This window comes from Aeromicrobium sp. CTD01-1L150 (genome assembly GCF_041951745.1).
Lineage (GTDB): Bacteria > Actinomycetota > Actinomycetes > Propionibacteriales > Nocardioidaceae > Aeromicrobium.
The window spans coordinates 541,346-561,596 of record NZ_CP169555.1 but is presented as its reverse complement, the minus strand read 5'-3'; the positions used below and the strand labels follow the sequence as shown (position 1 = coordinate 561,596).

The window sequence follows — 20,251 nt, the reverse complement described above, 5'->3', positions numbered from 1 at the left end:
GCTGACGTGAGGGCCTCGTCACGGGATCAGCGGCTCGGCACCTCGACCTCGTCCTCACGCTCGGCCCGCGGCTGCCAGCCCGGCGGCCCGAAGACGTGGCCCAGCTTGTTCACCAGGCCCGTCGCGCCACGGACGTCGCGAACCATCTGGACGTAGTCGCCGTACTGGAGCTTGAGCAGGTTGTAGGTCTCGACCTTGTACGTGAGGCCGTACGTCGGCGTCTGCTTCTCCTCGGTGAAGGTCCCGAACAGCCGGTCCCAGATGATCAGCATGCCGCCGTAGTTCTTGTCGAGGTACTCCTGATCGCTGCCGTGATGGACACGGTGGTGCGACGGGGTGTTGAACACCAGCTCGATCGGCCGCGGCAGCTTGCCGACGACCTCGGTGTGCACGAAGAACTGGAAGATCAGGTTGAAGCCGAACGCGACGTACAGCGTCCACGGAGAGAAGCCCAGCAGGGGCAGCGGCAGCCAGAAGAAGAACTCGAACCAAGGGTTCCACTTCTGCCGCAGCGCGGTGCCGAAGTTCATGTGCTCGCTGGAGTGGTGCGCCTGGTGGCCGGCCCAGCCGATGCGGACCCGGTGGCTGAACCGGTGGTGGCAGTAGAAGCCCAGGTCGACGCCGAGCAGGACGAGCACCCAGTACCACCACGTGTCGACCGGAAGGTGGAACGGCGCCAGGTGCGTGTACACCGCGATGAAGCCGACGAAGGAGACCACCTTGAAGACGGTGAGGAAGAACAGCGACCCCACGCCCATCGAGATCGACGTCCGGGCGTCCTTCAGGGCATACCCGGTGACGTTGTCGTCGTGATCCAGCCACCGCAGCGCTGCCATCTCGATGACGATGGTCAGCAGGAAGAAGGGCGCCGCGTAGGTCACCGGGTTCTTCATGGGGTCCAGCAGCTCGTGCATGGGTTCTCCTCGGTGATATGACTCTGAGGTAAGTTACCACCTGATCAGATGGCGGGCTAGGGTCGTTGGCATGGCCACTCCCGTTGCCCGCACCGGCACACGTCGCGCCGGCACCAAGGGCGTCCCGCGCGCCGAGCGAGAGCAACAGATCCTGCAGGTGGCGAGCGTCGCCTTCGGGACACGGGGGTACGCGGCCACAGGAATTGCACAGGTGGCCGCGGACTCCGGCATCTCCAAACCGCTCGTCTACCAGTACTTCGGCTCCAAGGAGGGCCTGTATGCCGCCTGCCTCGACGCCGCCGGACACCTGCTCGGCACCGAGATCGAGCGCATCGCCCGTGACGGCAGCGTCGGCATCGAGCGGGGCATCCGGACGCTCGACGGCATGTTCGCCGTGCTGGAGGACCGCCGGCACGTGTGGCGACTCCTGCACGATCCCACGGCGCCCATCACCGGTGAGATCACGAGGATCCGGCAGACGCACACGACCCGGATCACCGCTCTCGCCCACGAGGGCGTCACGGAGCTGCTGGCGTTGGCCGGCCTGGACGACGAGCTCGACGTCTCGGCCATGACCGCCACGTGGCTGGGCATCGTCGACTCCCTGATGGGCTGGTGGGTCGCCCATCCCGAGGAGTCCGCCGAGGCCATGGTCCAGCGGGTCGGTCGTCTCGTCGGAGCACTGTTCGTGGATGCGCAGAACGTGAGGGGGACCCCATGAGCCGCCCACCGGGAGTCGTCGTCATCACCGGCTCGTCCAGCGGCATCGGCGCCGAGGCAGCCGTCCAGCTGGGCCGGCACGGCTGGACGGTGTGCCTGCTCGCCCGACGCGCCGAGGAGCTCGAGTCGGTCGCCGCCAGGGTCCGAGCGGCACAGGACACCGGCGCAGGAGGGACGGTCCATGCGTACCCCGTCGACCTCACCGACGACGCCGACACTGCCGCCGTGGTGGAGCAGCTGCTCGCCGACCACCCGCGCATCGACGTCCTGGTCAACAACGCCGCACGGTCGATTCGCCGCCCGATCCGTGAGTCGCTGGACCGGCTGCACGACTACGAACGCACGATCGCGATCAACTACATCGGCGCGGTGCGTCTGACGCTCGCCCTCATGCCCCGCTTCCTGGACCAGGCCCGACGCGGCGACGGCGGCGGGCACGTCGTGTTCAGCTCGACGATGTCCACCCAGGTCCCCATCCCGCTGTTCTCGGCCTACCTGGGCAGCAAGTCGGCGGCGGAGTCGTTCGCCCGGTCGCTGCTGGCCGAGCACGGCCACGAGGGAGTCACCACCACGATCGTGCACTTCCCGATGGTGCGCACCGAGATGTCGAGCGCGACGTCGATCTACGCGGCGATGCCGATGATGACGGCTGACAAGGCCGGCCGCTGGATCGTGAAGGCTGTCGTGGACCGGCCGACACGGGTCACGAGCCTCGGGGGTGCCGCCGCGCAGGCCGGCATGTCGGTGCTCCCGGGCGTCCTGACCAAGGTCGTCACTCCCCAGATCCGACGCATGGACAAACGCCTCGCCCGGCGCACTCGCCCCGATTCGTGAGCCCTGGCCCCCAACGACGACTCGATTGGGGGCCAGGGCTCACAGACCGGGAGGACTGCCCCCACAGGTCGACCCGTCCTGCAGGAGAGGCTCCTCTCCGGGCCAGGACGGCGTACCATCGCCAATAGGCCACACCACCCCGTGGCCGACCCGGAGCAGCGGCCCACCATCGCCGAGGCTCGACGACCACGACGAGAGAGCAACCACCGTGAGCACTCCCAGCAGCACTGTTCCTTCTGGCCGCCCAGGGCCCGGCACCCCTGCCAGTACCGCCAGCCGCCCAGGGCCCGGCACCCCTGCCGGGGCGAGCGATGAGTCCGTCTTCGGCCACCATCACGAGCAAGTCGTCTTCTGCCAGGACGAGGCCAGCGGACTCAAGGCCATCATCGGTCTGTACTCCACCGCCCTCGGCCCGGGCCTCGGCGGCACCCGCTTCCATCCGTACGCCACTGAGTCCGACGCCCTCGCCGACGTCCTCGCCCTCAGCCGGGGGATGGCCTACAAGAATGCGCTCGCCGGCCTCGACCTCGGCGGCGGCAAGGCCGTCATCATCGGCGACCCCCACACCCTGAGGTCCGAGGCGCTGCTGCGTGCCTACGGACGCTTCGTCGAGTCCCTCGCCGGCCGCTACTACACCGCGTGTGATGTCGGGACGTTCAGCGTGGACATGGACGTCATCGCCCGCGAGACCTCCTACGTCACCGGCCGGACCGTGGAGCACGGCGGCGCCGGCGACTCCTCCGTCCTCACCGCGTTCGGCGTCTACCAGGGCATGCGCGCCTCGGCCCAGCACACGTGGGGCTCCACCGCTCTCGCCGGCCGGCGCGTGGGCGTCGCCGGGGTCGGCAAGGTCGGCAAGCACCTCGTCGACCACCTGGTCGCCGAGGACGCGCACGTGGTGATCACCGACGTCGACCGCGACGCGCTCGAAGCCGTCACCACTCGCCACCCGCACGTGCGCGTCGTGGAGTCCACCGACGCCCTCATCGCCGAACCCCTCGACATCTACGCCCCGTGCGCCCTCGGGCGTGCCCTCACCGACGATGTCGTGGCCGCGCTCTCGGCCACCATCGTCTGCGGAGGCGCCAACAACCAGCTCGCCCACGACGGCGTCGGCAAGCTGCTCACCGACCGCGGCATCACCTACGCCCCGGACTACTGCGTCAACGCAGGCGGCGTCATCCAGGTCGCCGACGAGCTCGACCCCCAGGGCTTCAGCTTCGAGAGGGCCAAGGCCCGCGCCACCGGGATCTACGACTCCACGCTCGCCGTCCTGGAGCGTGCGGCCAGCGACGGACTCACCACCGCCGAGGCCGCCGACCGCGAGGCCGAGCAGCGGATGCGCACCATCGGGCGTCTCGGGCAGATCCATCTGCCGTGACCTCACCGAGCTCGCACCCACCCGGATCGATCAGTCGCGTCCGGGTCACCGGCGGGCGTAGGCGGCGATGACGCCGTCCTGTTGCGTGGACACGTAGTAGTCATCGCTCAGCGCCACGACCAGACCGGGCAGCACCTCGCTCACAGCAGTGCCCGAGCGGTCGTACACGGTGGTGGTCAGCTCAGCCTGGTCGAGGCACTGGATGTAGCCCTGCCAGACCCGCTTCGCCCCGGAGCAGTCCACCGCCGCGCCGGAACGAGCTGGCACCTCCTCCTCGTCGGGCAGCAGGCTGAACAGACGACCAGGCTCATCCGGATCCCGGTAGACCAACAGCCCCGACTCCGGATCGACCGCGCCGGGTGGCGGGTCGCCCCATGCTCCGTCGATCCGCCGGGTCAGCGAACCATCCGAGCCGTCGATGACCTCGACGATCCGTTCGTCGTCGAGATGAGTGAGAATCAGCTGTCCCTGTCCGGTGCCCGCCAGCCTCGCCTGCCGGTCCGAGACGTGCCGCCAGAGCTCCTGTCCGGTACGCCGGTCGACGGCGACCGGAGCGCCCAGGTTGCTCGGGCGGCCGCTGCTCTCGGCAGGTAGCGGCAGCGGCGACACGCCGATCACCCGATCGTCGAGCATCAGACGGGCGATGACTCCGGTCGCCGACCACACCTCATCGCCGGTGCCCGGGTCCAGCTCCACCGAGTGGTAGGCCTCGGGATCGTCGATCCGCTCACCGGAACCCTCGAACGGCCCGACCGCGACCAGCGGCCCGCCCTGCGGTCCGCCGGCGATGCGCAACGTCCGGTACCGCAGCGCCTCGTGTCGATCGGGTTCGCCGTCCTTGTCGACCGATGGCACGGCCGGGTACGTCCAGCGGATCTCGCCGGTGCGCAGGTCGAGACCCAGCACACCGCGCTCGGACGACTGGCGGCCCGCCGGCGGGCAGGGCTCGGTCAGGCAGTCAGGGACGTAGTAGCCCACCAGCACCACCTCCTCGCCGGCGGCGCCCGCCACCGCCGCGCCGGCGCCGATGGTCTCGACGTGATGACCCTCGAAGCCCGGAACCTCCCCCAGCTTGCGGCTCCAGAGCCGGTCGCCGGTATCGGCATCCAGCACCGTCACGTCCATACCGATGCTGGCGGGATCGCGCAGCAACACCGCGACGTCATCGTGGAACGTGAGCTGATAGCGGTCGGCGTTCTCGAGCGCCACGGTCCAGGCCGGCTCGTCCTCGACCGTCACCCGGTCGAGCCCGACCGGCTGGGATATCACCGGCTCGGCCGGCCCGGGCCGCTCGTCCGTTGTGCCGGTACAGGCGGCGAGCGCCAACAGGGCGGCGATGGTCGCGAGAGCTGCCCTCATTGCTCTGCTGGGGTCGTACGGGCATGCACGGCGATGGTGGCGTCGTCGCCGGAGCCCTGCCGCAGCACCAGGTAGTGCTCGGTCACCGACACCGGCCAGCCGTCCAGACCCTCCTGGTGCACCGCGCCGGAGCGGTCGACCACGGTGGTCTCGTCCTCAGCAGTGTCGTGCAGAAAAAGATAGCCGTCGTGGGCCAGCAGCGGAGGCCCCGACCGATGAGGCGACTTGGTGCCGGTGAGCGCCGGTCCCGGTTCGTCCGGCAGCACGGTGGTCAGCTGGTCGAGGTTCTCCTGGGTGCGGTAGCCGAGCATTCCCGTGCTCGGGTCCACGGCCGCCATGCCGAGGGGGGTGTCGAGCTCGTGCAGCACCGTGCCATCGGCAAGATCGACCACGTGGTGCGTCAGGCTGGAGTGGCTGGCCCTGGTCAGGAAGGTCAGCTGACCGCCGCCTGCTCCGAGGATCTCTGCCCTGGGGAACTGCTCCGCGAGGCTCCAGCGCTCTTCACCGGTGGCCAGGTCGATGACGACCGGACCACCGGTGCCGCCGGTCAGCGTGCCACTCGGTCCCGGCGGGGGCGCGAACGCGACGACGACGTCACCGAACACCCGGCCGGCGCTCACCTCCGGCACCGACCACAGCTCCTCTCCGCTGCCTGATGACAGCGCGACGACGCTGAACAGCTCAGGATCACTGGGCTGCTCGCCGACCAGGCCGTTCACGGGGCCGATCGTCACCAGTGGCGTGCCCCGGGAGTCCCCTTGGATGCGCAGGGTCACCTCCCCCGACCGATCGGGGTCGGCCTGTTCATCGACCGAGGCGATGGCCGGGTAGGTCCACCGCAGTGCACCGGTGCGTAGGTCGAGTGCTGCCACGCCGGTCTCCGGCGACTGCCGGCCCGGCGGCGGGCAGGGCTCGCTCACGCAGTCGGGAGAGTAGTAGCCCACCACCACGAGCTCCTCACCGGGCTCGCCGGTCACCGACATCCCCCTGCTCCCGACGAAGCTGGCGTCCAGCGCCTCGATGGGGTCCAGGTCCGACATGGACCAGAGCGGGCGGCCGGTACCGGCCTCGACCACGCTGAACTCGTTCCTGCCGTCAGCCCCCTCGTCCCCGACGACCACCGCCAGGTCCCCGTGGAGGGAGATGTCGGTGATCCCCACCGGCTCGCTCTGGTTGTCCCACGTCCACAGCGGGTCGGCCTCGATCACCGACGGCTCCAGATCCACCGCAGCGGTGATCACCGGCTCCTCGGGCCCTCGGGAGTCGTCGCGTGCTCCGGAGCCGCCGGTGCAGGCGGTCAGGACCCCGAGGGTCAGGAGCACCGCCAGGAAGCGTCGATCGGACATGGATTCACCCGACCCGCCGGTGGACGACGATCCTGGTCTCGTCGGCCCCGGCGATGGCGTGGTCCTCGGTGGCGGTGCGGGCGGTGCGGGCTCGCGCGTGGGGATACGGTCGCATGGCAGTGCCTTCAGGAGGTGCGGGCGTAGACCGCGATCCCCGCGCCGAGCGTGGTCGCGACGTAGTGGTCGTCGGTCAGGTCAAGCGCCGTGCCGGGCAGCTGATCGCTCACCTCGTTCCCCCTCCGGTCCAGGAAGACCGTCACCGGCTCACCGGTGTCGTCGCGCTGCACGCAGTCGATGTAGCCGAGATGAGCGACCGTGCCGGCCGTCCGTTCGGCCTTGCCGGTGCAGGCGACGGGTTCCTCGGCCTCGGTCTCTGACTCCTCGGTCCCGAGGAGCTGGGTGAACAGCTGCTGATGCTCGCCGTAGCGGTAGAACACCAGCATCCCGGTCTCGGAGTCGACCGTGCTCGGCACGGTGTCGTCGAGCCCTTCCACGCGACCGGCATCGGAGCCGTCCTCCAGGTCGATGATGTGGCGCACGTCGGGGGTAGCGGCCGGCGTGACGACCAGATGGTCGCCGCCTGCTCCGACCCATCCCGCTGGCTCCTCCACGGCGGCTCGCCACAGCTCGTCACCGGAGTCGCGGTCCAACGCCACCGGCACACCCAGCTCGGTGCGTAGCTGGGGCGGGACCTCCGGCCCGACGGGCGCCAGCGCGATCACCCGGTCATCGAGCACCCAGCGGGCGATGACGCCCTCAGCCTCCCAGACCGTCTCACCGGTGGCCGGGTCGAGCTCCATCGACCGGTAGGCACCCGGGTCCTGCGGGCCACCGGCGTCGAAGGGGCCGATGGCCACGAGCGGACCACCGTGCCTGCCGCTGGCGATCCGCATCCGCTGGTCGCTGGCAGCCGGCAACGTGACGGTGGGGCGGCTCCAGCGGACCTCACCGGTACGCAGGTCGAGCGCGGCGACCCCCGCCTCGGGCTCGGCCGGGTCGTCCGACAGGCACGGGTCGCTCTGGCAGCTGGGGGCGGAGTAGCCGACCAGGACCACCTCGTCGCCTTCGTCGCCAACGACAGCACTGCCGTTCGGAACGGGGAGCGCACGGTCGAGGCCGGGGATCTCGCCCTCTCCGTGCCTCCAACGCTCCTCGCCGGTGGCGGCGTCGAGGACGATGACGTCGCGGCCCATGCCACCCGCGACGCCGTCCTCGGCGACCACCGCCACGTCGTCGTGGAAGGCGATCCGGTGGCCGGTCCTGACGTTGATGGTCCAGGTCGGCTCGGACTCGATGGTCAATGTCTCAAGCCCGGCGAGGTCGTCGCCGTCGGGCGACCTGGTCGGTGTCTCACTGTCAGAACAGGCGGCCACCAGGAGCAGAGCCAGGACCGCGACGGCCGTCACGAGGCCGCGAAGAAACAAGCGCATGCGCTCACTGTGGCGGCGGTCGCTTTCAGCCGGCTTTCACCCGGCTGTCGCCATCTGCACCCAGTGGCCGCGAGGCGAACCCCTTGGGGCTCCGGGCGTGCCGCGTCAGCCGTCGACGGCCGCCTCGACCGGGTACGCCAGCACCTCGGGCGCCAGGTGCACCAAGGCAGACTCAGGACGCCCTCGGCCCACACCCGGCCCCGGGAGTGAGTCGATCACGTCCGGGGACCAGTCGTGGTCCACAGCCCCGGCGGCACCGGGACCAGCTGGCACTAGCTGGCTGGGCGGTCCTCGCGCTGTTCCTCGGCGAGGTCGGCGTACTGATCCGGGATCGGATCGCCGGACTCGCCGTGCAGTTCTCGCTGCAGGTCATCGAAGTCCGGATCGAAAGTACGGTACTTGAGGTTGCGTGCAACCTTCGTCTGCTTTGCCTTAGCACGGCCGCGCCCCATGGGTCCGACCCCCTCGCACAGAAATAGTCAGTATTGTCGTGTCGACAACACTACCGAAGTCCACCCAGAGTTTCGCCACCGGGGCGATCGGAGTCGGTGACGTGTCGCTCCTGCCGACCCGCCAGAGCCTTGGTCAGACTGACCGAGCGCACGGAGCCGTGCCGGCCTTCAGGCGTGATCGCCGATCAGGGTGACGGTGCCGCCTTCACCGTGGACCCCCGCCTCGGCGACGTCGCCGACGATCCATGCCTGCACGCCGTGCTCACCCAGGTGCCGGACCGCGGCGTCCGCGGCGTCCGCGGCCACCACGGCCACCATGCCGACGCCGATGTTGAGCGCCTCCTCCAGGTCCGTGCGCGCCACCCGGCCGACGTCGGCCACGACGTCGAAGATCGCCGGCCGTGTCCACGTGGAGCGGTCCACCCGCACCGAGACGTCTTCGGGCACCACCCGCTGGAGGTTGGCGGCCAGCCCACCGCCGGTCACGTGCGACATGGCATGGACGTCCGATGCCTCGGCGAGCGCCAGGCATGGCAGCGTGTAGAGGCGGGTCGGTGTCAGCAGGGCCTCTCCCAGCCGGCAGCCGAGCTCGGGGACCTCACGGTCCAGGCTCCAGCCGGCCCCACCCTCATCGGCACCACGCAGCAGCACGTGGCGCACGAGTGAGTAGCCATTGGAGTGCAGCCCGGAGGACGCCATGGCCACGACAGCATCACCCGCGCGGACCCGCTCGGCACCGAGCAGCCGCTCAGCCTCCACGACGCCTGTCGTGGAGCCTGCGACGTCGTACTCATCCGGACCCAGCAGGCCGGGATGCTCGGCGGTCTCGCCGCCCAGCAGGGCAGTCCCGGCCTCGGCGCACGCCTGCGCGATGCCCTTGACGACATCGGCGATGCGCTCGGGCACGACCTGACCGCAGGCGATGTAGTCGGTGAGGAACAACGGCTCCGCGCCGCAGACGACGAGGTCGTCGACGAGCATGCCGACGAGGTCGTAGCCGATCGTGTCGTGGACGTCCATGGCCTGCGCGATCGCCACCTTGGTGCCCACGCCGTCAGCGGAGGTGGCGAGCAGCGGCCGCTGGTAGCTCTTCAGGGCACTCGCGTCGAACAGGCCGGCGAACCCGCCGATGCCCCCGACGACCTCGGGCCGCCGGGACTTCTCGACCCACTCCTTCATGAGCTCCACCGCGCGGTCCCCGGCCTCGATCGAGACGCCGGCCGCGGCGTAGGAGGCGTCCGTCATGCGATCACGTCCGCGCAGGAGCAAGCGTGCGAACGTGAACGCCCGAGTCCCTGCCGGCGCGCCCCCGGGCTCACTGGATGACCTTCAGCGGCTCGGTGTCGGTCTCGAGCAGGTGCTTGCCGATCAGGTCGTCCTCGGGCAGCGCCACCGGGTAGATGCCGTCGAAGCAGGCCCGGCACAACCGGTCCTTGGGCACTCCGGTGGCCTCGACGAGCTGGTCGAGCTCGACGTAGGCGAGCGAGTCCGCACCGATCGAGCGACAGATCTCCTCGACGCTGATGCCGTTGGCGATGAGCTCTGCCCGCGAGGCGAAGTCGATCCCGTAGAAGCAGGGCCACTTCACCGGCGGGCTGGAGATGCGCACATGGATCTCGCTCGCACCGGCCTCGCGGAGCATCGCCACCAGAGAACGTTGCGTGTTTCCCCTGACGATGGAGTCGTCCACCACCACGAGCCGCTGGCCGGCGATGACGTCGCGCAGCGGGTTGAGCTTGAGCCGGATACCGAGCTGGCGGATGGTCTGCGACGGCTGGATGAACGTCCGGCCGACGTAGGCGTTCTTGACCAGGCCGTGCCCGAAGGGGATCCCGGACTCCTCGGCGTAGCCGATGGCCGCCGGTGTGCCTGACTCCGGCACCGGAATGACGAGGTCGGCATCGACAGCATGCTCCCGGGCGAGGCGCCGGCCGATCTCCGCACGCACCGAGAAGATCCGCTGGTCGGAGATCGTGGTGTCGGGGCGGGCGAGGTAGACGTACTCGAAGATGCAGCCCTTGGGCGCCGCAGGCGCGAACCGCTCGGTGCGCAGACCGTTCTCGTCGACGGCGACGAACTCGCCGGGCTCGATCTCGCGGATGAACGAGGCGCCGACGATGTCGAGGGCGGCGGTCTCGCTGGCCACCACCCAGCCTCGCTCGAGACGCCCGAGCACGAGCGGGCGGATCCCCTGCGGGTCGCGCGCGGCGTACAGGGTGCCCTCGTCCATGAAGACGAGCGAGAACGCACCCCGCAGGGCGGGCAGCACCTGCAACGCCGCCTCCTCGACGGAGCGGTCCTCGTAGGAGGCCAGCAGGCTGGCCATGACGGCGGTGTCGGTGGTGGCGCTCTCGCCCTTGCCGGCCGCACCGCCGGTGCTGGCCGTACGCTCGGCCAGGAGGTCGACGAGCTCGGCGGTGTTGGTGAGGTTGCCGTTGTGGCCGAGGACGACCGAGCCGGTGGGCGTGGGCCGGAAGGTCGGCTGCGCGTTCTGCCACACGCTCGCGCCCGTGGTGCTGTAGCGGGCGTGACCGATCGCCACCTCGCCCTTGAGCGACTCCAGCGTCGCCTCGTCGAAGACCTGCGAGACCAGGCCCATGTCCTTGTACACGAGGATCTGCCGGCCGTTGCTCACGGCGATGCCGGCGGACTCCTGCCCGCGGTGCTGCAACGCGTACAGGCCGTAGTAGGTGAGCTTGGCGACCTCTTCACCGGGCGCCCAGACACCGAACACGCCACAGGCGTCCTGGGGTCCGGCGCTCTGGGGGTCGATGTCGTGGGTCAGGCGACCGTCTCCGCGTGGCACGCTCCCAGTGTAGGGCCGTGGCCATGCTCTGGGTACACAGCCGTAGATCGGCGGACCACCGGGCGACCAGACGCGCTGACCACCGGCGTGCTCACCGGCCGGGCGTGCACCAGGCGCCGTACATCGGCGGGCCCATCACCAGTCCGTCGTACGCGGAGATCGCCTCGTCGAGACGGGCCGTGAGGGTCTCGACGTCGGCCTCCTGCGCCGTGGTGATCCCGAGTCGTTCCATCACGGGGAGCAGCGCCTCGACGATGTTGGCCCAGCCGAACGCGGGAGACCGAGCGCCTCCACCGACCGGGGCCTCCATCACCACCTCGGGGTCGGCGAGCCCGGCGGACCGGAACGCGGCGAACAGCGACGGTCCCATCCGGGAGTGCACGCCACCCCGGTCGAACGCCTCGAGGATCCAGCCCCTGACCGTCTCCCACAGCGGGACCTCGTGACTGGTCCAGGCGCAGGTCATGTCCGGCTCGTGCATGCACAGGACCCCGCCCGGTCGGACGCGCTCAGCCGCCACCCGAAGCGCAGCCACCGGGTCGGGCAGATGCATCAGCACGGCACGACCGACCACCGCATCGAACTCGCCGGAGACGACGTCGAGACTGCCGACGTCGCCCTGGCGGAACTCGACGTTGTCGAGTCCTGCCGTCAGGTTCCTGGCATTCTCCAGTGCCTCGGGATCACGATCCACCCCGACGACCTGTCCCGTCGGGCCCACCAGGTCTGCTGCGATCGCGGCCACGTTGCCAGCCCCACTGCCGAGGTCGAGCACTGTCATCCCAGGCTCGAGGCCCGCTCGGACCAAGAGCCTCCTGGTGATCGGGTCCAGCACGGTGGACTGGTCCCGCAGCCGCCGGCCCTCGTCCGGTCCCTCGCCGAGGACGTACGCTGCCTCGCTCGTCATCTGCACCACTTCCCTCTCGGTCGCCAGAGATGCTTCACAGGACCATCCCTCACCGAACTAATGGTGTCAACATGTCTAAATCCATTAGTTGGTGGAAGTGGCCCCGCAGGCCGAGCGGATCTCCGGCTCGAGCGCCCCACGACGACCGTCGTCGCGGAGCAGAACATGCCTCCCACCCAGGATCGTCCGGCCGATGCGGTCGAAGCCTGAACAGAGCCCCCGTAGGCTGGCGTGATCCACGTCACTTGCGAGGAGTCTCCATGACCGTTCCGGACGCCACCTACCTCTCTGACTTCCACCAGTACCGCGCCGAGACCGACCCCGACGGAGCCTGCTGGACCTACCTGGACCGCACCTGGACCTGGGCCGAGGCCTGGGACGACGTCCGCCGGCTGGCCGGTGCGCTGCAGGCCGCCGGCATCGGTCACGGCGACCGCATCGCGACACTGGACAAGAACAACCCGGCGATCCTGACCGCGACGCAGGCCTGCTGCCTGCTCGGCAGCGCCAATGCGGTGGTCAACTGGCGCCTCGCCGGCGACGAGCTCGACTACGTCATCAACGACTCCGGCGCCCGCGTCCTGCTCGTCGGCCAGGAGCTGATGCCCCAGCTCCAGCTGATCCGGGACCAGCTCACCACGGTCGAGCGCATCATCGTGATCGGCGACGGGACCGATGGAGACGGGGTCGATGAGTACCGCCCGCTGCTCGCCTCGGCCACCCCGGTGGATCGCCAGGACGACGTCGACCCGCACGACCCCTGCCTGGTGATGTACAGCTCCGGCACCACCGGCCGCCCCAAGGGAGTCGTCCTGACGCAGCACAACATGGTCGTCCACACCCGCAACGCGATGGGCGACATCTCCTACGACGACGGCGACATGATGCTCATCGCGATGCCGATGTTCCACGTCGGCGGCTCGTCGTACGCCCTGTTCGGCCCGGCAACGGGCACCCACGGCTACATCATCCGCGAGGTCGATCCGCAGCTGCTCGCCCAGGCCATGATGGCCGGGGTCACCCACGCCTTCCTCGTGCCCGCGGTCGTCGCCGGACTGCTGCAGGCAGGACCCGAGGCGATGCAGCTCTTCAGCAGGCTCAAGGCGTTCTCCTACGGCGCCGCCCCGATGCCGCTGCCCGTGCTCCGCGGCGCCCTCGAGCACTGGCCCGACACCGCCTTCATGCAGGTCTACGGCATGACGGAGATGGGCGGCGTGGTGACGATCCTCGACGACGCGGCGCACCGCGACGCCCTGCGCGAGGGCGGCCGACCGGAGCGACTCGTCTCGGCCGGCAAGCCGATCCCCGGCGTCGAGGTACGTGTCGTCGACACCGCGACGCTCACCGACGTCGAGCCCGGAGCCTCCGGTGAGCTGTGGTGGCGAACCGAGCAGGCGACCCCGGGCTACCTGGGCAAGCCGGACGCGACCGCCGAGCTGCTCGTCGACGGCGGGGGCGCCGGACCACGGGCGGCAGAGGACGCACCGTGGCTGCGCTCGGGCGACGTCGGGCGCATCGACGACGGCGGGTTCGTGTTCATCGAGGACCGCGTCAAGGACATGATCATCACCGGCGGCGAGAACGTCTACTCCCCCGAGGTCGAGCGGGTCCTGGCCGAGCACCCGTCCGTCCTGGAGCTCGCCGTCATCGGGGTCCCGGACGACCACTGGGGCGAGTCGGTCAAGGCGGTCGTCGCCTTCCGCCCCGGTGAGTCGGCGACTGCCGAGGAGCTGACCGAGTTCGCGCGCGAGCGACTCGCCGGCTACAAGGTGCCCCGGTCGATCGACGTCGTCGAGGCGCTCCCGCGCAACCCGTCGGGCAAGATCCTCAAGCGCGACCTGCGCAAGCCCTACTGGGGTGATGGCCGCCAGGTCTGAGCCGGAGCCGAGAAGAGCGCGATCCCGACCCTCCAGGGGTGTGGGTCGGGACCGCGCCTGCGCCCAAGCATACAGACGACTTCAACGGACGCCACAGCGCCTCGCGGAAGGTCGCCGCGGGCCACTCCGTGGCACGAGACCGGCCTCGGGCGACGCCATATTCCCAGCGTCCGCCGTCCCAGGTTCGCCAGACGGCACCTGCCGCTCGAGTCAGGCGAGAGGGAGCAGCGACGAGAGGTCGGAGCGTTCACCCGATGCCTGGACGGACGCATCCGACCACAGGAGCCGCCCGCGGGCCAGGGCGATCCACGTCTCGGCGTCGGTCTCCACGACGGCCGGAGGTGTGCCGCGAGTGTGCCGCGCACCCTCGATGCACTGCACCGCCGCATAGGGCGGCACCCGGACCTCGACGCTGCGCCCAGGAGCCTTGAGCGCCAGTGCACCGAGGAAGTGCTTGGTGAGGGGCTTGAGCACCTCACGCGACGTGTCGCCGTCGTCGAGACGGGCCAGCAGCCCGTGCACGACCTCGGGAGGGAGGGGGACCGCGCCGCGGGCCATCTACGCGCCAGCACCACCGACGGTCGTGCCGAGCACGGACGGCAGGGTGGACGACCAGGCGGTACGCAGCTCCTCGATGCCGACGCTGAACACGCCGGCAACCTCCACGGCCTCACCCCCGGTGCGACCGATCGAGGCGACCTCCACACCGTGCTGCTCTGCCAGCGACAGCAGGGCGTCATGGTCCTGCTCGTCGACGACCACCACTGCACGGGCGGCGGACTCGCTGAACAGGGCGACGAACGGGTCATCGTCCAGCTCGACGTGCACGCCGACGCCGTGGCGCAGCGAACCCTCGACGAGCGCCATGGCGAGACCACCGTCGGAGAGGTCGTGGGCGGCAGACAACAGACCGTCACGCGCGGCAGACCTCAGCACGGCTGCGAGCGCCTGCTCAGCCGCCAGGTCGACCTGCGGCGGGAGCCCGCCGAGGTGGCCGTGGACGACGTCGGCCCACGACGACCCCGACAGCTCCTCACGCGTCTCCCCCAGGAGCAGGACGTGCTCGTCCGGCCGGGCGAAGCCCTGCCTCACCCGCCGGCGGACGTCATCGACCACGCCGAGCACACCGACCACGGGCGTCGGCAGGATGGGCGTCTCGCCGGTCTGGTTGTAGAAGGAGACGTTGCCGCCGGTGACCGGGATGCCGAGCGCGGCGCAGCCGTCCTTCAGGCCCTGCGTGGCCTGCTCGAACTGCCACATGACGTCAGGGTTCTCCGGCGAGCCGAAGTTCAGGCAGTCCGTGACCGCCAGGGGCAGGGCGCCGGTGACCGCGACGTTGCGGAACGACTCCGCCAGGGCCAGCTGAGCACCGGTGTACGGGTCCAGCTTGGCGAAGCGCCCGTTGCAGTCCGTGGAGACGGCGACGCCGAGGTGCGACTCCTCGTCCACCCGCACGATGCCGGCATCCTCGGGCTGCGCGAGGACCGTGTTGCCCTGCACGTAGCGGTCGTACTGGTCGGTGACCCACGACGTATCGGCGAGGTTCGGGGAGGCGACGAGGCGCAGCAGGCTCTCGCGTAGCTCCTCGCCCGTGGCGGGCCGGGGCAGCTGCTCGGCGACATCGGCCTGCAGAGTGTCCTGCCAGTCCGGACGGGCGTACGGGCGGTGGTAGGTGGGGCCGTCGTGGGCCACGGACCGCGGCGGGACGTCGACGACCCTCTGACCGTGCCAGTCGATGACGAGGCGGTCGCCGTCGGTGACCTCACCGATGACGACGGCCTCGACGTCCCACTTCTGGCAGATCGCCATGAAGTCGTCGAGGTGCTCCGGCTCGACGACGGCCATCATCCGCTCCTGGCTCTCGCTCATGAGGATCTCCTCCGGCGACAGCGTGGAGTCACGCAGCGGGACGGTGTCCAGCTCGACGTGCATGCCGCCGTCACCGGCAGACGCCAGCTCGCTCGTGGCACAGGACAGGCCCGCGCCCCCGAGGTCCTGGATGCCGCCCACGACACCGGCGGAGAACAGCTCGAGCGTGCACTCGATGAGCAGCTTCTCCATGAACGGGTCGCCCACCTGGACGCTGGGCCGCTTGGCCGGGCCCCCCGATCCATCGGCACTGCCGTCGAAGGTCTCCGATGCGAGCACCGAGACGCCGCCGATGCCGTCACCCCCGGTGCGGGCGCCGTAGAGGACCACCTTGTTGCCGGCACCCGTGGCGTGGGCGAGGTGGAGGTCCTCGTGACGCAGCACACCGACGCACAGCGCGTTGACGAGCGGGTTGCCGAGGTAGGTCTCGTCGAAGACCACCTCACCGCCGATGTTGGGCAGGCCGAGGCAGTTGCCGTAGCCACCGACTCCGGCGACGATGCCGGGCAGGACCCGGCTGGTGTCCTCGGCCTCCAGCGGCCCGAAGCGCAGTGGATCCATGACCGCGATCGGCCGCGCACCCATCGCGAGGATGTCGCGGACGATGCCACCGACGCCGGTGGCGGCCCCCTGGTACGGCTCGACGTAGCTGGGGTGGTTGTGGGACTCCACCTTGAACGTGACGGCATAGCCCTGACCGATGTCGATGACGCCGGCGTTCTCACCGATCCCGGCGAGCGTCTTGCCCAGTGGCGTCTCCTGCGGCAGCTCACCGAACTTCTTCAGGTGCACCTTGGAGGACTTGTAGGAGCAGTGCTCGCTCCACATGACCGAGTACATGGCCAGCTCCGCGCCGGTGGGCCGGCGCCCGAGGATCTCCTCGATGCGTGCGTACTCGTCAGCCTTGAGACCGAGCTCGGCCCACGGGAGCTGACGCTCCGGGGTCTCGGCGGCGACAAAGACGGTGTCAAGGGCGGGCTTCGCCGCAGGGTCAAGGGCGGGCTTCGCGGGAGCGTCGGTCACACCACCATCGTATCGGCGCCGGACCTCAGGCCCTTCGGGCGTCATCGCATCGGGAGCAGGGGTCCCACAAACCTACACATGCTAATGTATGTGTATGTCTGCCAGGATGACTCATCGCCTGCAGCTCCTGCTCGACGAGGAGCGGTACCAGCGCGTGGCCGCCGAGGCCAAGCGTCAGCGCCTCTCCGTCGCCGCCGTCATTCGTGACGCCATCGACGAGTCGCTCGGCACCGACGACGACCTGGAACGCAAGCGCCAGGCGTGGGAGCGCATCATAGAGCTCACCGACGACACCAGCATGTACCCTGCGGGCTGGGACGCCATGGACGACATCCGCGAGGCCCGCGAGGAGCGCGCGCGTGCCTTTGATTGACGCGAACGTCCTCATCTACGCCCGCGGGATGGAGCACTCCTTGAAAGAACCGTGCTCGCAGATCATCACGGCCATCCACCAAGGCCACCTACGCGCGAGCGCGACCGTTGAGACCCTGCAGGAGTTCGCCCATGCCTTCGCACGACGTCGCGGCAGGCGCGTGTCAGCCCAGGTCGCGCAGCAGTACTCAGTCGTGCTGGCGCCCCTGCGCACCACCGAGCCCGACCACCTGATCGAGGGCCTCGAGCTCTGGCACGCGCACGAGTCACTCGGCTGCTTCGATGCAGTCCTGGCCGCCATCGCCCTCGACTCCAAGGACCCCACGATCGTCTCGGCCGACCGCGCCTTCGCCGACGTGCCGGGCCTGCGGCACGTCTACCCCGACGCCGATGGCGTCGCGTCGCTCCTGGGCTGAGCCCAGGTCGCCCTCAGCGCCAGGCGCCGCGCGCGTACTGCGGCGGATAGGGGGCCTTGTCCGCGGGGAGCCCCAGCTCGTGGGCGGCGCGCAACGGCCACGACGGCTCGCGCAGGGCCGCCCGGGCCAGCATGACGACGTCGGCGTCACCGTCGCTCAGGACCCGTTCGGCCTGCGCAGGATCGGTGAGGAGACCCACCGCGCTGACCGGTGCACCCGTCGCCCGGCGCACCGCGCCGGCGAACGGGACCTGGTACCCCGGCCCCACCGTGATCCGCTGCTCCGGCACGGCACCACCTGAGGAGATGTCCACGAGGTCGACGCCACGCTCGACGACCAGCCCCGCCAGGCGCGAGGTCTGTTCCACGTCCCAGCTCGGCGCGTCCTCGACCCAGTCCGTGGCGGAGAACCGGATGAACAGCGGTCCCGACCAGACGGCCCGCACCGCGTCGACGACCTCGAGGACGATCCGGGCCCGGTTCTCGAAGGAGCCCCCGTACCGGTCGTCCCGGTCGTTGACCAACGGCGAGAGGAACTGGTGCAGGAGGTATCCGTGAGCGGCGTGGATCTCCACGGCCTCGAACCCCGCGGACTCCGCCCGGCGTGCCGCCTCGGCGAACTGCCGGGGCAGGTCCTCGACCTCCTCGGTGCTGAGTCGGCGTGGGGCGTCGAAGTCCCCGAAGGCCTGGTCGGTGCAGGAGACGGTGCTCCAGCCGCGCTGCTCGAGCGGGACCGAGCCGGACTCGCCGGCGAACGGAGCAAAGGTGGAGGCCTTGCGACCAGCATGGGCCAGCTGGACCGCAGCCACCGCGCCCTGCGCCTTGATCGTGTCCACGATGGGCCGCCAGGCCTGCGCCTGCTGGTCGTTCCACAGACCGGTGTCCTCAGGGCTGATCCGGCCCTCCGGTGCGACGGCCGTCGCCTCGGACATGACGAGTCCGAAGCCGCCGGTGGCGCGGGCCCCGAGGTGCACGAGGTGCCAGTCGGTGGGCACCCCGTCCTGGTCGAAGCAGCTGTACTGGCACATGGGCGCCAGCCAGATGCGGTTGCGCGTGGTGACGCCGCGCAGGGTCAGGGGCTCAAAGAGTGCGCTCACGTCAGGAGATCAACATCGATCTCGCACGGGTTGTTCCCAGATCGGACGAGCTCACGGCAGGGCGTGACGGAGGAGGAAGTCTCGCTCGGTGTCCCGTCCGGCCTCGGGGTCCGGGACCGGGCGCACGTCGTGGTGCGCGATGGTGTCCTCGAGCCTCGTGGGGGCGGGCAGGCACGAGAACCGCCCGGTCGTGGGCTGAGTCTCAGTCCTGCGGGGTTCCATGGGCCACCTCGGTCAGTGGGACATCGGGGTCCACCAGCTGCTCGCGGTCCACCCTGCGTCCCACGAGGGCGCGCAGGTCGTCGTTCACGTCCCAGATGTTGACGTTCATCCCGGCCGTGACGCGGTCGCCGTCGAGCCAGAAGGCGATGAACTCCCCCGACGCGACATCGCCTCGCACGAGCGTGTCGTCGTCAGGTCCGCCGTGGCCGACGTACTCCATGCCCAGGTCGTACTGGTCGGTGAAGAAGAACGGCAGCCAGTCGTAGGTGGTCTCCTCACCGAGCAGCACCCGGGCCACCGCCTCACCCTGGCGCACCGCGTTGTCCCAGTGCTCCACCCGCAGCGGGGTCCCGAGCGCGGTGTTGCTGACCCGGGCGACGTCCCCGATCGCGAGGACGTCAGGGTCGCTGGTGACGAAGCGCTCGTCGGTGACCACGCCGTCCTCGACCAGCAGCCCGGCGGCCTCGGCAAGCTCGGTGGCCGGGGCGACACCCACGGCCACGAGCACGAGGTCGGTCTCGATGACGTCACCGCCAGCACGCACCGCGAACGGTCCGTCGCCCGTCACGGCATCCACCGAGACACCCACCCGCACGTCGACGTCGTGGGCGCGGTGCAGGTCGGCGAAGTAGCTGCCCATCTCCTCACCGAGCGCCTGGCGCAGCGGGACGTTGGCAGCCTCCAGGACCGTGGTGCGCAGTCCGGCCGCCCGAGCCGCCGCCGCGGCCTCCAGCCCGATCCAGCCGGCGCCGATGATGACGACCGAAGCAGCCGAGCCGAAGGCGGCACGCAGGTCTTCGCTGTCCTGCGCGCTCCGCAGCACCAGGGCCCCGTCGGCTCCCGGGAGGTCGAGTCCGCGGGGCACAGCACCGGTGGCGAGGACGGCCTTGTCGTACGGCAGCACCTCACCTCCGGCGAGGCGGACGCGGTGCTCCCCGGTCTCGAGCGCCTCCACCCGCGTGCCGAGGACGAGCCGGACGTCGTGCTCGTCGTACCAGGACTCCGGCTCCACGAGCGCGTCCTCGAAGGACGAGCCTCCCTGCAGGTAGTCCTTGGACAGCGGTGGCCGCTCGTAGGGCGGCCGCGTCTCCTCGCCGACGATGGTCACTCCACCGGTGTGTCCGCTCGAGCGCAGGGCGATGGCGGCCTTCGCCGCGGCGAGGCCGGCTCCGATGATGACGACGTCCATGCCTTCGATCCTGACTCGCTGAGCGCGGAAGGCAAGTC

General features: G+C 70.2%; 18 protein-coding genes. 6 read left to right on the top strand and 12 right to left on the bottom strand.

The window, feature by feature from the left end; all coding sequences use genetic code 11:
• Window positions 1-26: 26 nt before the first annotated feature.
• Entirely contained in the window at window positions 27-914 is an 888-nt protein-coding gene (locus ACEVFP_RS02685; RefSeq protein WP_375001803.1) for a sterol desaturase family protein, read from the bottom strand.
• A gap of 70 nt (window positions 915-984) precedes the next feature.
• Here ACEVFP_RS02685 and ACEVFP_RS02680 point away from each other — a divergent pair, with 70 nt between their 5' ends.
• The 3 genes from ACEVFP_RS02680 (at window position 985) to ACEVFP_RS02670 (ending at window position 3,849) form a co-directional block, all read left to right on the top strand.
• Entirely contained in the window at window positions 985-1,635 is a 651-nt protein-coding gene (locus tag ACEVFP_RS02680; RefSeq protein WP_375001802.1) for a TetR/AcrR family transcriptional regulator, read from the top strand.
• A complete protein-coding gene (locus ACEVFP_RS02675) occupies window positions 1,632-2,468 on the top strand; it encodes an SDR family NAD(P)-dependent oxidoreductase (protein ID WP_375001801.1) in 837 nt (278 codons plus the stop codon). Before ACEVFP_RS02680 ends, ACEVFP_RS02675 begins: the two co-directional genes overlap by 4 nt.
• Before the next feature lie 208 nt (window positions 2,469-2,676).
• Window positions 2,677-3,849 (top strand): Glu/Leu/Phe/Val dehydrogenase dimerization domain-containing protein, encoded by a 1,173-nt coding sequence (locus tag ACEVFP_RS02670; protein ID WP_375001800.1) that lies wholly within the window; start codon window positions 2,677-2,679, stop codon window positions 3,847-3,849.
• Between the two features lie 45 nt (window positions 3,850-3,894).
• On the opposite strand, the gene ACEVFP_RS02665 is transcribed toward ACEVFP_RS02670, so the two are convergent.
• The 7 genes from ACEVFP_RS02665 to ACEVFP_RS02635 form a co-directional block, all read right to left on the bottom strand.
• Window positions 3,895-5,208, bottom strand: a complete 1,314-nt coding sequence (locus ACEVFP_RS02665; protein ID WP_375001799.1) for a hypothetical protein — start codon at window positions 5,206-5,208, stop codon at window positions 3,895-3,897.
• Window positions 5,205-6,554, bottom strand: coding sequence for a PQQ-binding-like beta-propeller repeat protein (locus ACEVFP_RS02660; RefSeq protein ID WP_375001798.1), 1,350 nt, complete (start codon window positions 6,552-6,554; stop codon window positions 5,205-5,207). The genes ACEVFP_RS02665 and ACEVFP_RS02660 overlap by 4 nt, the downstream gene beginning before the upstream one ends.
• A 125-nt stretch (window positions 6,555-6,679) precedes the next feature.
• Complete coding sequence (locus ACEVFP_RS02655) at window positions 6,680-7,984, bottom strand: PQQ-binding-like beta-propeller repeat protein (protein ID WP_375001797.1); 1,305 nt, start codon at window positions 7,982-7,984, stop codon at window positions 6,680-6,682.
• A 272-nt stretch (window positions 7,985-8,256) separates the two neighbouring features.
• Entirely contained in the window at window positions 8,257-8,436 is a 180-nt protein-coding gene (locus ACEVFP_RS02650) for a DUF3073 family protein (protein ID WP_375001796.1), read from the bottom strand.
• 168 nt (window positions 8,437-8,604) lie between these two features.
• Window positions 8,605-9,681, bottom strand: coding sequence for a phosphoribosylformylglycinamidine cyclo-ligase (gene purM, locus ACEVFP_RS02645; RefSeq protein ID WP_375001795.1), 1,077 nt, complete (start codon window positions 9,679-9,681; stop codon window positions 8,605-8,607).
• A gap of 70 nt (window positions 9,682-9,751) precedes the next feature.
• The gene (purF, locus tag ACEVFP_RS02640) at window positions 9,752-11,242 is read right to left on the bottom strand and encodes an amidophosphoribosyltransferase (protein WP_375001794.1); all 1,491 of its coding nucleotides are present in this window, start codon (window positions 11,240-11,242) and stop codon (window positions 9,752-9,754) included.
• Window positions 11,243-11,333: 91 nt separating this feature from the next.
• Window positions 11,334-12,149 carry a class I SAM-dependent methyltransferase gene (locus tag ACEVFP_RS02635; RefSeq protein ID WP_375001793.1) on the bottom strand — a complete coding sequence of 272 codons (816 nt, stop codon included), beginning with the start codon at window positions 12,147-12,149 and terminating at the stop codon, window positions 11,334-11,336.
• Window positions 12,150-12,409: 260 nt separating this feature from the next.
• Here ACEVFP_RS02635 and ACEVFP_RS02630 point away from each other — a divergent pair, with 260 nt between their 5' ends.
• Window positions 12,410-14,026 (top strand): long-chain-fatty-acid--CoA ligase, encoded by a 1,617-nt coding sequence (locus ACEVFP_RS02630; RefSeq protein ID WP_375001792.1) that lies wholly within the window; start codon window positions 12,410-12,412, stop codon window positions 14,024-14,026.
• Between the two features lie 210 nt (window positions 14,027-14,236).
• Here the strand turns inward: ACEVFP_RS02630 and ACEVFP_RS02625 are convergent, their stop codons facing one another.
• Window positions 14,237-14,584, bottom strand: coding sequence for a sterol carrier family protein (locus ACEVFP_RS02625; RefSeq protein WP_375001791.1), 348 nt, complete (start codon window positions 14,582-14,584; stop codon window positions 14,237-14,239).
• The gene (gene purL, locus ACEVFP_RS02620) at window positions 14,585-16,918 is read right to left on the bottom strand and encodes a phosphoribosylformylglycinamidine synthase subunit PurL (RefSeq protein WP_375001790.1); all 2,334 of its coding nucleotides are present in this window, start codon (window positions 16,916-16,918) and stop codon (window positions 14,585-14,587) included.
• A gap of 94 nt (window positions 16,919-17,012) precedes the next feature.
• On the opposite strand from purL, the gene ACEVFP_RS02615 reads away from it, so the two are divergent.
• Window positions 17,013-17,291 (top strand): hypothetical protein, encoded by a 279-nt coding sequence (locus ACEVFP_RS02615; protein WP_375001789.1) that lies wholly within the window; start codon window positions 17,013-17,015, stop codon window positions 17,289-17,291.
• Window positions 17,278-17,706, top strand: a complete 429-nt coding sequence (locus ACEVFP_RS02610; protein ID WP_375001788.1) for a type II toxin-antitoxin system VapC family toxin — start codon at window positions 17,278-17,280, stop codon at window positions 17,704-17,706. The genes ACEVFP_RS02615 and ACEVFP_RS02610 overlap by 14 nt, the downstream gene beginning before the upstream one ends.
• Before the next feature lie 13 nt (window positions 17,707-17,719).
• On the opposite strand, the gene ACEVFP_RS02605 is transcribed toward ACEVFP_RS02610, so the two are convergent.
• Complete coding sequence (locus tag ACEVFP_RS02605) at window positions 17,720-18,802, bottom strand: NADH:flavin oxidoreductase/NADH oxidase (protein ID WP_375001787.1); 1,083 nt, start codon at window positions 18,800-18,802, stop codon at window positions 17,720-17,722.
• A gap of 202 nt (window positions 18,803-19,004) precedes the next feature.
• A complete protein-coding gene (locus ACEVFP_RS02600; RefSeq protein ID WP_375001786.1) occupies window positions 19,005-20,213 on the bottom strand; it encodes an NAD(P)/FAD-dependent oxidoreductase in 1,209 nt (402 codons plus the stop codon).
• Window positions 20,214-20,251: the final 38 nt, after the last annotated feature.